Here is a 12,698-nt window from a genome sequence, read left to right as displayed (position 1 = left end):
GCCAGCATGGAGCAGCTGACCGCGACCGTGAAGCAGAACGCCGAGAACGCCCGTCAGGCTTCGCAGCTGGCGCTGAGCGCGTCGGAAACGGCGCAGAAGGGCGGCAAAGTGGTGGACGGCGTGGTGAAAACCATGAGCGACATCGCGGGCAGCTCGAAGAAGATCGCGGACATTACCAGCGTGATCGACGGCATCGCCTTCCAGACCAATATCCTGGCGCTGAACGCTGCGGTAGAGGCGGCGCGTGCGGGCGAACAGGGCCGTGGCTTTGCGGTCGTGGCTGGTGAAGTACGTAACCTGGCGCAGCGCAGCGCGCAGGCCGCCAAAGAAATTAAAGGCCTGATTGAAGATTCCGTGGCGCGCGTGGACAGCGGTTCCGTACTGGTGGGCACCGCCGGTGAAACCATGAACGATATCGTGAACGCCGTTACCCGCGTGACTGACATCATGGGCGAAATCGCCTCTGCTTCTGACGAGCAGAGCCGCGGTATCGATCAGGTTGGTACCGCCGTGACCGAGATGGATCGCGTGACGCAGCAGAACGCCTCGCTGGTGGAAGAGTCCGCTACGGCCGCCGCCGCGCTGGAAGATCAGGCCAGCCGTCTGACCCAGGCCGTTGCCGTGTTCCGCGTACGTAAAGAACAGGCCGCTCGCGCCGCTGCGCCTGCGCCGCGTACGCTGAAGCCCGCGCTGCGTAAAGCCGCCGCGCCCGCTGCCGACGAAGGCAGCTGGGAAACATTTTAAGTAAGAGCACAAGCGCTTTATCCTTTGAGATAGCCCGTTAATAAGCCCGCCCGGCACTGCGCCCGGGCGGGCTTTTTTTATGCGAAGCAGGCGGTCGACACCATGGCCGGGCCTGAATATTGACGGCAAAACAAGCGACCTTTTTGGCTGCCGACACAGGCGGGAAATCGCGCCTGGCAGACGTTTTGCAACACAATCAACCAGCCGTACCGCATGGGCCAGACACATCGGCAAAGCCCTGTAATCCTCTCCGGAAAGCCCCCCGCAGCTCAATAAAGATCCCCCGGCGTCTGCCGATAACTAAAACAAATAGCCCCCAACTGAGGTAGTTATGTTCAAGAGTATAAAAGTAGTGACCGGCCTGGTGAGCGTGCTGGTGTTGTTTGCTGTATTGCAGCTGGGGACCGGCGGTTTGTTCTTCAAAGCCGTGCACAGCGACAAACAGAATTTTGAATTAAGTCAGCAGATGCGCATTCTGCAACAGTCCATGGGTAACTCATGGGTGTCGCTGGTGCAGGCACGCAACACGCTGAACCGCGCCGGTATTCGTTATCTGCAGGATGTCAGTAAATCGGGCGCGGGCACCTCTGCCGCCGATCTGATGACGCAGGCAAAGGCCGACCTGGCCACTGCTGATAAATCCATGGCGGTATTTAACGCCACGCTGTCCGAAGAAGGGAAAAAAGCGGAGGACGTGCAGGCGCTGCTGGCCAACTACAAGCAGTTCCACACTGCGCTTTCCGAACTGATCGTGATGATGGAAACCGGCCGCTTTGACGACTTCGTCGCGCAGCCGACCCAAAGCTATCAGGAACAGTTCCAGCAGGCTTATAACCACTGGCTGGAAGTCGTTAATCAGCTGACGGCGCAGGGTATTAAAACCAATGAAGATGCTTACCAGCAGACTATCTGGCTGCTGCTGGGCGTACTGTTGGTTTCCGCTGCGGTCATCGCGCTGGCCTGGAGCGGCATCCGTAAACTGCTGCTGCTGCCGCTGAACAGTAACATCGAGCACATTCGTCACATCGCCAGCGGCGACCTGACGCAGACCATCGAAGTGGAAGGCCGTAGCGAAATGACGCTGCTGGCGGAAAGCCTGCGCGATATGCAGCAGTCGCTGGTACGTACCGTCAGCGACGTGCGCGACGGCTCCGACGCTATCTATACCGGCGCAAGCGAAATTTCTGCGGGTAATAACGATCTCTCTTCGCGTACCGAGCAGCAGGCGGCCTCGCTGGAAGAAACCGCCGCCAGCATGGAGCAGCTGACCGCGACCGTGAAGCAGAACGCCGAGAACGCCCGTCAGGCTTCGCAGCTGGCGCTGAGCGCGTCGGAAACGGCGCAGAAGGGCGGCAAAGTGGTGGACGGCGTGGTGAAAACCATGAGCGACATCGCGGGCAGCTCGAAGAAGATCGCGGATATTACCAGCGTGATCGACGGCATCGCCTTCCAGACCAACATCCTGGCGCTGAACGCTGCGGTAGAGGCGGCGCGTGCGGGCGAGCAGGGCCGTGGCTTTGCGGTCGTGGCTGGTGAAGTACGTAACCTGGCGCAGCGCAGCGCGCAGGCCGCCAAAGAAATTAAAGGCCTGATTGAAGATTCCGTGGCGCGTGTCGATACCGGATCGCAGCTGGTGGAAAGCGCGGGCGAAACGATGGCGGATATCGTGAACGCCGTTACCCGCGTAACCGACATCATGGGCGAAATCGCTTCCGCCTCGGGCGAACAGAGTCGCGGTATCGATCAGGTCGGCATCGCCGTAACCGAGATGGATCGCGTGACGCAGCAGAACGCCTCACTGGTTGAGGAATCTGCCGCCGCCGCCGCCGCGCTGGAAGCGCAGGCCAGCCGTCTGACCCAGGCCGTCGCCGTGTTCCGCATCCGTAAGGACAGCGTTGTACAGGCCGTCAGCAAGCCGATGGCCGTTGCCGCCGCGCCGAAGAAAGCGCAGGCCGTGCCGGTTTCCAACGATAACTGGGAAACTTTCTGACCCTCCAGTCCCGCGCCGCAGTCCGCGGAAGGCGGCGCGGGGCCGCTTATTCAGACGACAGGCAGTAAAAAATAAGGCTTTAACGCAATTTGGCCTCAGGAAGATCGAATTGCTGCCGATAAACAGTTAAGCAATCTGAATTTGTAGTTAGCCAGTGTCAAAGCCACCGGACGATGCAAAGCAGAGCAACAGAACGCCGCGCTGGTAGTGGAAGCGGCAGCAGCCCAGGCACGCTCGGGTTGGTTCAGGAGAAGGCAAACCGCCTCGGACACTGACCCACAGGGAACACACTGTTTTAACCCCTTAATCTGTACTTTGCAGGGTGGATCTGGATGAAAAAATCGACGTTGGTAGCACCGCCGGAGAACGCAACGCTGCTGTCACAGATGGTGCAGCGCCTGCCGTTATCCGATGCGCACTTTAAGCGCATCAGCCAGCTTATTTATCAGCGGGCCGGCATTGTTCTCGCCGACCATAAGCGCGAGATGGTTTACAACCGCCTGGTGCGCCGGTTACGGACGTTAGGCATTGACGATTTTGGTCGTTACCTGGCGCTGCTGGAGAGTGATTCCGGCAGTGCGGAGTGGCAGGCTTTTATCAACTCGCTGACCACTAACCTGACGGCGTTTTTCCGCGAGGCGCATCACTTTCCGATTCTGGCCGATCACGCCAAGCGGCGCGGCGGCAGTTTCAACGTCTGGTGCGCGGCAGCGTCGACGGGCGAGGAGCCTTACTCCATTGCCATGACGCTGGCGGAAACCTTAGGCGCAGGCAAGTTTCAGATTCACGCCAGCGATATTGATACCCAGGTGCTGGAAAAAGCGCTGTCGGGCGTCTATCGCCAGGAAGAGCTGCGCACGCTGTCGCCTCAGCAGCTGCAACGCTTCTTCTTTCGCGGTACCGGCCCGCACGCTGGTATGGTGCGCGTACGGCCTGAACTGGCTAACACGATTACGTTTTCCCAGCTCAACCTGCTGGGCAACGAGTGGGCCGTTCCCGGCCCGTTCGACGCGATTTTTTGCCGCAACGTAATGATCTATTTCGACAAAGAGACGCAGGAAAAGATCCTGCGGCGTTTTGTCCCCATGCTGAAACCTGGCGGCATTCTTTTTGCCGGACACTCTGAAAACTTCAGCCAGATCAGCAAAGAGTTTTACCTGCGAGGCCAGACGGTTTACGGGCTGACTAAGGAAAGATAATGGGCAAAATCAAAGTGTTATGTGTTGATGATTCTTCGCTGATGCGTCAGCTGATGACGGAGATTATTAACAGTCATTCGGACATGGAGATGGTGGCGACGGCGCCCGATCCGTTGGTAGCTCGCGATTTAATTAAAGAATTCAATCCCGACGTGCTGACGCTGGACGTCGAAATGCCGCGCATGGACGGACTGGATTTTCTGGAAAAGCTGATGCGCCTGCGGCCGATGCCGGTGGTGATGGTCTCTTCGCTGACCGGCCAGGGCTCCGAAGTGACGCTGCGCGCGCTGGAGCTGGGCGCGGTGGATTTTGTCACCAAGCCGTCGTTGGGTATCCGTGAAGGCATGCTGGCCTACAGCCAGATGATTGCCGATAAGGTGCGCGCCGCTTCAAGGGCGAAGCTGCACGTGCGTCGCTCGCAGCCAACGCCGGTGATGCTGAAAGCCGGGCCGATGCTGAGCAGTGAAAAGCTGATCGCTATCGGCGCCTCTACGGGCGGCACGGAAGCGATCAGGCATGTGTTGCAGCCGCTGCCGGCCACCAGCCCGGCGCTGATGATTACTCAGCATATGCCGCCAGGCTTTACCCGCTCTTTTGCCGAACGGCTGAACAAGCTGTGTCAGATCACGGTAAAAGAGGCGGAAGACGGCGAGCGCGTGCTGCCGGGCCATGCCTATATCGCGCCGGGCGCGATGCACATGGAGCTGGCACGCAGCGGCGCAAACTATCAGGTGAAACTGCACGACGGCCCGCCGGTCAATCGGCATAAGCCTTCGGTAGACGTATTATTTAAATCAGTCGCGCAGTATGCCGGTCGCAACGCCGTTGGCGTGATCCTGACCGGAATGGGCAACGATGGCGCCGCAGGCCTGCTGACCATGAACAAAGCAGGCGCGTGGACCATCGCCCAGAACGAAGCGAGCTGTGTCGTATTTGGTATGCCCCGCGAAGCAATTGCGCTCGGGGGCGCCAGTGAAGTGGTGGATCTCCACCAAATCAGCCAGCACATGCTGGCAAAAATTAGCGCCGGACAGGCATTACGTATCTAACGCAGCGCCCGTCCCGCGGGGCTACACAAACAGGAGTAATTATGGCTGACAAAAATATGCGGTTTCTGGTGGTCGACGATTTCAACACGATGCGTCGTATCGTCCGTAACCTGCTGAAAGAGCTCGGCTTCAATAACGTTGAAGAAGCAGAAGACGGCGTTGACGCGCTGGCTAAGCTGCGTGCCGGCGGCTTTGACTTCGTGATTTCTGACTGGAACATGCCGAACATGGACGGTCTGCAGCTGCTGCAAACCATTCGTGCAGACGGTACGCTCGGCAAGCTGCCGGTGCTGATGGTCACGGCCGAAGCCAAAAAAGAGAACATTATTGCGGCTGCTCAGGCGGGTGCCAGCGGCTATGTCGTTAAACCTTTTACCGCAGCGACCCTTGAAGAGAAGTTAGGCAAGATCTTCGAAAAGCTGGGTATGTAAGGAGCCGAGATGAGCGAACTTCCGAAACCAAGTGTCGACGCGGCTTCCGCGAACGACATTATCTCCCGAATTGGTTCGTTGACGCGGATGCTGCGCGACAGCCTGCGTGAGCTGGGACTGGATCAGGCCATTGCTGAAGCGGCGGAAGCCATTCCCGACGCCCGCGATCGCCTGGACTACGTAGTGCAAATGACCGCTCAGGCGGCTGAACGCGCGCTGAACTGTGTGGAAGCCGCGCAGCCACGTCAGACAGAGATGGAGAATGGAGCTAAAGCGCTGAAAGGCCGTTGGGATGAGTGGTTTGAGAATCCTATCGAACTGGCAGATGCCCGCTCGCTGGTTTCGGATACCCGTGGTTATCTGGAATCGGTGCCGCAGCATACCAGCTTCACCAACGCGCAGCTGATGGAAATCATGATGGCGCAGGATTTCCAGGATCTGACCGGTCAGGTTATCAAGCGCATGATGGATGTGATCCAGGAAATCGAGCGTCAGCTGTTGATGGTGCTGTTGGAAAACATGCCGGAACAGCCTGCCCGTCCGAAGAAAGATGCGGACAGCCTGAAAAACGGCCCGCAGATTAACGGTGAAGCGCCCGGCGTGGTGGCTAACCAGGATCAGGTCGACGACCTGCTCGACAGCCTCGGGTTTTAAGCTTGTCCTTCCGCTCAGGGCCGATCCATATCGGCCCTTTTTTGCTATTACCTGAATAACCCCCTTTTTACGCGTTTACTCGCGGCATCATCCCTGCGCCTTTTTGGCATCCTAACCGCATTCATTCCGTACTCCAGAAATTCCCTGAGGATAGCCTGTGTCTGGTGACAGCGAAGAGGAAAAGACCGAATCCGCAACCCCCCACCGACTTGAAAAAGCACGAGAAGAAGGGCAGGTTCCGCGCTCGCGCGAGCTGACTTCGGTGCTGATGCTGGTGGCGGGGTTAGGTATTTTGTGGATGGGCGGCGAAAGCATGGCCCGCAAAATCGGTCAGCTGCTGGCTCAGGGATTAGTGTTCAACCACTCGGTGGTCAGCGATACCAGCCAGATGCTGCATCTGATCGGCAGATTGTTCGTGCAGGCGGTGTACACGCTGCTGCCGATGATGGCGGGACTGGTGCTGGTGGCGATTGCCGCGCCGATGCTGCTGGGCGGCGTGCTGATCAGCGGCAAAGCAATTAAGTTCGACGTTGGCAAGATGAATCCGATTAAAGGCCTGGCCAAGCTGGTATCCGCGCAGACCGCGACGGAACTGGTGAAATCGATTCTGAAAGCGGTGCTGGTCGGCTGCGTAACCTGGCTGTATGTAAGCCATAACTGGCCGGAAATGATGCGTCTGATCAGCGAGTCGCCCTATACCGCACTGGCCAGCTCGTTGAACATGATTGCCATGTGCTGCGTGCTGGTGGTGCTGGGCCTGTCGCCGATGGTGGGATTTGACGTTTTCTGGCAGCTGTACAGCTACTACAAAGGGCTGCGCATGACCCGCCAGGAAATCCGTGACGAATATAAACAGCAGGAAGGCGATCCGCACGTTAAGGGGCGTATTCGTCAGCAGATGCGCGCGGCGGCCCGTCGACGCATGATGGCGGATGTACCGAAAGCGGACGTTATCGTGACCAACCCGACGCACTATTCCGTCGCCTTGCAGTATGACGAAGGGAAAATGAGCGCGCCGAAAGTGGTGGCGAAAGGCGCAGGCGAAGTGGCGCTGCGTATTCGCGAATTAGGTAAAGAGCACCGTATTCCTGTGCTGGAGGCGCCGCCGCTGGCGCGCGCGCTCTATCGACATAGTGAAATTGGTCAGCATATTCCCGGTACGTTATATGCGGCTGTTGCAGAAGTGTTGGCCTGGGTCTGGCAGCTCCGTCGCTGGAAGCTGGAAGGCGGCCTGGCCCCGAAAAAACCTGCTAATTTACCGGTGCCGGAAGCGCTGGACTTTGGCTCTGGAGAGAAAGACTGATGGCGAATCTGGCCACATTGTTGCGCTTACCGAATATGAAAGATACCCAATGGCAGATTATGGCCGGGCCGGTATTGATTATGATGATCCTGGCGATGATGGTGCTGCCATTGCCGCCGTTCATCCTCGATCTGCTGTTCACCTTTAATATCGCGCTGTCGATAATGGTGCTGCTGGTAGCGATGTTTACCCAGAAAACGCTGGAGTTCGCTGCGTTTCCGACCATTCTGCTTTTCTCCACCCTGTTGCGCCTGGCGCTGAACGTCGCCTCAACCCGTATCATCCTGATGGAAGGGCATACGGGCGCAGCGGCGGCCGGACAGGTGGTTGAGGCCTTCGGACACTTTCTGGTGGGCGGCAACTTCGCCATCGGTATCGTGGTCTTTATCATCCTCGTTATCATCAACTTTATGGTTATCACCAAGGGTGCTGGCCGTATCGCCGAAGTGGGCGCGCGCTTTGTGCTGGACGGGATGCCCGGTAAGCAGATGGCGATCGACGCCGACCTGAACGCCGGCCTGATTGGCGAAGACGAAGCGAAAAAACGCCGTGCGGAAGTCACTCAGGAAGCGGACTTCTACGGGTCGATGGACGGTGCGAGTAAGTTCGTTCGCGGCGACGCCGTCGCGGGCATCATGATCATGGTGATCAACGTTATCGGCGGTCTGCTGGTGGGCGTGGTGCAGCATGGTATGGACGTGGGCCACGCAGGTGAAACCTATACGCTGCTGACCATCGGTGACGGTCTGGTTGCCCAGATCCCGGCGCTGGTTATCTCAACCGCAGCCGGCGTTATCGTGACCCGCGTGGCGACCGATCAGGACGTTGGCGAGCAGATGGTTACCCAGCTGTTCAAAAATCCACGCGTGATGATGCTGAGCGCAGGCGTGCTGGGTTTACTGGGTCTGATCCCGGGAATGCCGAACCTGGTGTTCCTGCTGTTCACCGCCGCGCTGCTGGGTCTTGCGTGGTATATGCGCGGTCAGGAGACCAAACCGAAAGCCATGCCGCAGAGCAGCATGGTGAAAAGCGCGGAAACGCCGGTGAATGTAGAAGCGTCCTGGACCGATGTGCAGCTGGAAGATACGCTGGGCATGGAAGTCGGCTACCGACTGATCCCCATGGTGGACAATACGCAGGATGGTGAATTGCTGGGTCGTATCCGCAGCATTCGTAAGAAATTCGCGCAGGAGATGGGTTTTCTGCCGCCGGTGGTGCATATCCGCGACAATATGGAGCTGCCACCAGCGCGCTATCGTATTCTGATGAAGGGCGTAGAAATCGGCAGCGGCGACGCCTATCCGGGCCGCTGGATGGCGATCAACCCCGGCACCGCCGCAGGCACGCTGCCGGGCGAAGTAACGGTGGATCCGGCCTTTGGTCTGGCCGCTATCTGGATCGACAGCGCGCTGAAAGAGCAGGCGCAGATCCAGGGTTACACCGTAGTGGAAGCGAGTACCGTGGTCGCTACGCACCTGAACCATTTGATTGGCCAGTACGCCAGCGAGCTGTTTGGCCGTCAGGAAGCGCAGCAGCTGCTGGATCGCGTCACGCAGGATATGCCGAAGCTGACGGAAGATTTAATCCCTGGCGTGATTACGCTGACCACGCTGCATAAGGTGTTGCAGAATTTGCTGTCGGAGCGCGTTTCAATCCGCGATATGCGCACCATTATTGAAACGCTGGCGGAGCACGCGACCGTGCAGACCGATCCGCACGAGCTGACTTCCGTAGTGCGCGTGGCGCTGGGCCGGGCGATCACCCAGCAATGGTATCCGGGCAATGGCGAAGTGCAGGTTATCGGGCTGGATACCACGCTGGAACGTCTGCTGCTGCAGGCGCTACAGGGCGGCGGCGGTCTGGAGCCGGGCCTGGCGGATCGTTTGCTGGCGCAGGCGCAGGGCGCGCTGGCGCATCAGCAGTCGCTGGGCGCGCCTCCGGTGCTGTTGGTTAACCATCCGCTGCGCGCGCTGCTGGCCCGCTTCCTGCGTCGCAACCTGCCGCAGCTGATGGTGATTTCTAATCTGGAGCTGACCGATAATCGCCAGATCCGCATGACGTCGACTATCGGTGGTCATTAATGAAAAAGGCACTGCTGTTTTTGTGCTGTCTGCCGCAGCTGGCGCTGGCTGGCGGCGGCGCCTGGCACGCTTCCGCGCCGGGGCCGGGATTGCTCAATCGCGGGATGCAGTTAACGTCGCCTGCGCTGAAGGCGTCGGAGACGGTGACCGGGGCGATAACGGAGATCAGCTGGCGCTATGAGCTGACCGGCCCAGTGCCTTCCGGTTTTGCCGCCTGGCTTTGTGCTGAAAGGCGTTGCGTACCGCTTGATGGCGCGAGCGGTGCGACGCGAGGGTTAACCAATATTCATGCCGGAGAAACGCTGCACTTTGTCTATGGCGTGCAGGGACAGGGTCGGCTGCCGCAGACGCTGCGCGTGCTGAGTAATGAAGTAATGGTGAATTATCGGTAGCCTGGCGGGCAAAGCCGGGCAGTGCAGGGCAAAAGCAGGCAGTGCAGAAAGGGGCGAAGCGATTCGCCCCTTTTTTGCATTCTGAAGCCGGAGAAAAGCCGCTGTGACCTGGGGCAGGTTACAGAAGTCGCTGCGGGGCAAGTGACAGGTAGCAAGGGACGGAACGAAAGCTGTGTTGCACTGAGCATAGTTGTGGGGTTGGCTATGGGTTGCAAAGGTCGCTGCGGCATGGGTGGCAGGCAGCAAGGGACGGTGCGGAACACGGACGCGCCGTAAATCCGTCCGTGGAGGCTCGGTTGGCGCGTCCCTGCGCCAAACGGCCTGCTTATCCGCACTGTCCCTTACTGCGGTCAGGCAGCGGCGTTGCGGTAAGGATTGTTGTGGGATTGGTGATGGGTTACGCAAGTCTGCGGGAAAAGGTCGTTGCGATTAGAGGCAGGTTACAGAAGTCGCTGCGGGGTGAATGGCAGGCAGTAAGGGGCGGGTTACAAAGGTCGCTGTGGAGCAGGCGAGAAGGGCAATCGGTTGAAAAGGTCGCTGCGGCACTAAAGAAAAGCAAAAGGACAGACCGCTGCCGACTGAATGCGGCCTGTCTTTCCCGGCGAATTTAGCGAACTGGACTAAACCGTTCCAGGTTTCCATATAGCGCGGGGCTTTCAGATCGTCCACCTGATAATTAACCAGATCGAACAGCAGATCGTTGAGCGTCAGTCTGGCTTCCGCATCAATCTGGTTGTGAATTAATAGCCGGGTTAAAGCCTGGCAATATTGGGTGACTCTTTCCGGTTCCGCAATAAAATTGACAGGATGAAAAGCCGTAATATTCGACGCCGTTAGCTGTGGAAGGCGCTCGTCAGGCACCGGTTCTTCATAAGTCGTCGCCAGCTGTTCAAGGCTGGCGGCCATTTTTTTATAAAGAGAAAGACGCTCCATATCATTATCCGTTTCCATTAAGGCGGCAACCAGACGCTCGTTATATTCCGCCAGATCGATAAAGTCCATTCCCGCAGGTAGCGAGGAAAAATTTGTAAACTCAGGGCGAGTTTGGGTACACTGTTTTACAGTCATCATGTTACTCCTTTTAACATTGTGGTCAGAGGCTCGTCAGTGTTCCACCACTGGCGGGTCTCGCTATTTCTGCTTCGCTTCAGGCGCCGCCCATCAACGCTATGCTTTTTCTTTACGCCGTCAATACTCCATAGATCGTTTCCTTTCAAAGGATTGTGGCTTTATTTAGTTATGGAAAGCTGCTCGTAAAATAAGGTGAAAATAAACAGGTGTTGCTTGTTTTTTGTGAGGCAGGCCGCAAGCAAGGGGCGTGAGAACGCACAGCTATTTATTATCTGGAGGAACTCAGCATTAATCCCGTTTAACTTCCGATAATTAAATAACAATGCGGTCAGAAGGTGGGGAACGAAAGTAGCTCGGCAGTATTATTATATAACGGTGTTATTTTCAAATATTTTTTGCAGTTCCTGATAAACAGGCTGAATCAGTCCGCTTATCCGCATGGCCTCTTACTGCGGTCAGGCAGCGGCGTGGCGGTAAGGATGGTGCGGGATTGGCGATGGGTTACGCAAGTCTGCGGAAAAGGTCGTTGCGGCATGGGCGGCAGGTTACAGAAGTCATTGTATGGCAGGCGACGGCATCAGGGAGCGGTTTGTCATAACAGACAAAACGTAAATAGTGCAATAAGGTGAACTTAATCATTTTTTTGCGGCGCAATGTGTGATGAAAATACGTTGGCCGCTTTTCAGGAAGAGGGGGAAATAACGGCGGGTATTCCACTCATTATGCTACTTATTTTCGAAAAGGATAGAGCGTATAAGGGGCAGTCCGCTTCAGCTAAATCAGAATAATTTTGGCATATCCTGGTGGCTAAATCACCTAATCAGGCCACCTGGAACCGCACAGATTTGTATAAGGCTAATGCACATGGCATGGATTTATCAGCAATCTACGGAAAATCTTTATCCCGATAGCGAGTATATCGACCGTGGTTATTCAGGTGTGCTGACCAATAAGAATAATCCCGACCGGCAGCAGGTAAGAGGAATGGAGCCGATCCCGCGTGGTAAATGGCGTATCACGCAGCGTACCCACACAAAAGGGCCAATGACGATCGTGCTCAGGCAAATCACTGGTGAAACCTTTGGGCGCACGGGGTGTCGTATTCATGGCGAACGTATAGGCAAACCAGCAGGCTTTGCTTCCCAGGGATGTATTATCCTGAGGTCTGCAACCCGGGATCGTATCTGGTCTTCCCATGACAAAGAGCTGGAGGTAATAAGATGAGGAATTTATCTTTCTTGTTGATGACGCTATGTCTGTTTTCCACTTCCGCAGCCTGTAGCTCAGTAATGGTCGAAGAAAACTGGGGGCAATTTATTAGCAATATTGCAAAAGGGAATAGCCAGACGATTGCGGTATTGCCTGGAAAAATAAAAGCGATAAGTCATTCAATTACCGACCCGCAGGCTATTGAGCTCGTTGAGGCAATAAGTTTTGCATTGATCAATAAGCCGTTGGCAACGCTTCAGGCAACGGAAGAAATAGGGACATCCGCTGATACGCTTGTTCAGCGATTTGATTCCGGCAGCATTTGCTCTGTACCTGCCATCATGTCTTACACGAAATCTTCTGTGCTGCAATATTACGCTCTGGCAACGGAAGCGCTTAAAAAAGCAGGTAAACCAGCCGCAGAGTGCCTGAATATTATGCAGGCAGCTATGGCTGAAATTCAGCAGGAGGATGAGCGAGGCGAGATGAAACGGGGAAATAAAAGCTTTAATTCGGTACGGGCTTCCGGGTAAATTTTCCAGGCAGAATAAAACAAGCTAAATCTTTAGCGATAA

The 12,698-nt window shown here is 56.7% G+C and carries 12 protein-coding genes; 11 read left to right on the top strand and 1 reads right to left on the bottom strand.

Translation table 11 applies throughout. The annotated features are described in order from the left end of the window. The 9 genes from EGK14_RS04835 to EGK14_RS04795 all read left to right on the top strand — a co-directional run. On the top strand, window positions 1-744 hold a 744-nt coding region (locus EGK14_RS04835; RefSeq protein ID WP_233598439.1), incomplete at its 5' end, for a methyl-accepting chemotaxis protein. A gap of 331 nt (window positions 745-1,075) precedes the next feature. Beyond that, window positions 1,076-2,734 (top strand): methyl-accepting chemotaxis protein, encoded by a 1,659-nt coding sequence (locus tag EGK14_RS04830; protein ID WP_125287940.1) that lies wholly within the window; start codon window positions 1,076-1,078, stop codon window positions 2,732-2,734. A gap of 332 nt (window positions 2,735-3,066) precedes the next feature. Continuing rightward, entirely contained in the window at window positions 3,067-3,933 is an 867-nt protein-coding gene (gene cheR, locus EGK14_RS04825; protein WP_125287939.1) for a protein-glutamate O-methyltransferase CheR, read from the top strand. Next, window positions 3,933-4,982 carry a chemotaxis response regulator protein-glutamate methylesterase gene (locus tag EGK14_RS04820; RefSeq protein ID WP_125287938.1) on the top strand — a complete coding sequence of 350 codons (1,050 nt, stop codon included), beginning with the start codon at window positions 3,933-3,935 and terminating at the stop codon, window positions 4,980-4,982. Before cheR ends, EGK14_RS04820 begins: the two co-directional genes overlap by 1 nt. A gap of 41 nt (window positions 4,983-5,023) precedes the next feature. Then, window positions 5,024-5,413, top strand: coding sequence for a chemotaxis response regulator CheY (gene cheY / locus EGK14_RS04815; protein WP_034935773.1), 390 nt, complete (start codon window positions 5,024-5,026; stop codon window positions 5,411-5,413). 9 nt (window positions 5,414-5,422) lie between these two features. Continuing rightward, window positions 5,423-6,067, top strand: coding sequence for a protein phosphatase CheZ (gene cheZ, locus EGK14_RS04810; protein ID WP_125287937.1), 645 nt, complete (start codon window positions 5,423-5,425; stop codon window positions 6,065-6,067). Between the two features lie 157 nt (window positions 6,068-6,224). Beyond that, window positions 6,225-7,370, top strand: a complete 1,146-nt coding sequence (gene flhB, locus EGK14_RS04805; protein ID WP_125287936.1) for a flagellar biosynthesis protein FlhB — start codon at window positions 6,225-6,227, stop codon at window positions 7,368-7,370. Further along, window positions 7,370-9,451 (top strand): flagellar biosynthesis protein FlhA, encoded by a 2,082-nt coding sequence (gene flhA / locus EGK14_RS04800; RefSeq protein ID WP_125287935.1) that lies wholly within the window; start codon window positions 7,370-7,372, stop codon window positions 9,449-9,451. Before flhB ends, flhA begins: the two co-directional genes overlap by 1 nt. Continuing rightward, a complete protein-coding gene (locus EGK14_RS04795) occupies window positions 9,451-9,843 on the top strand; it encodes a flagellar protein FlhE (RefSeq protein ID WP_125287934.1) in 393 nt (130 codons plus the stop codon). Before flhA ends, EGK14_RS04795 begins: the two co-directional genes overlap by 1 nt. A gap of 429 nt (window positions 9,844-10,272) precedes the next feature. Here the strand turns inward: EGK14_RS04795 and EGK14_RS04790 are convergent, their stop codons facing one another. After that, the gene (locus tag EGK14_RS04790; protein WP_125287933.1) at window positions 10,273-10,914 is read right to left on the bottom strand and encodes a hypothetical protein; all 642 of its coding nucleotides are present in this window, start codon (window positions 10,912-10,914) and stop codon (window positions 10,273-10,275) included. An 864-nt stretch (window positions 10,915-11,778) separates the two neighbouring features. Here EGK14_RS04790 and EGK14_RS04785 point away from each other — a divergent pair. Then, window positions 11,779-12,138 (top strand): tlde1 domain-containing protein, encoded by a 360-nt coding sequence (locus EGK14_RS04785; protein ID WP_125287932.1) that lies wholly within the window; start codon window positions 11,779-11,781, stop codon window positions 12,136-12,138. Further along, entirely contained in the window at window positions 12,135-12,656 is a 522-nt protein-coding gene (locus EGK14_RS04780; RefSeq protein WP_125287931.1) for a hypothetical protein, read from the top strand. Before EGK14_RS04785 ends, EGK14_RS04780 begins: the two co-directional genes overlap by 4 nt. Window positions 12,657-12,698 lie beyond the last annotated feature (42 nt).

This window comes from Erwinia sp. 198, from assembly GCF_003937915.1.
GTDB lineage: Bacteria > Pseudomonadota > Gammaproteobacteria > Enterobacterales > Enterobacteriaceae > Erwinia > Erwinia aeris.
This window is presented reverse-complemented; position numbering and strand designations above follow the sequence as displayed.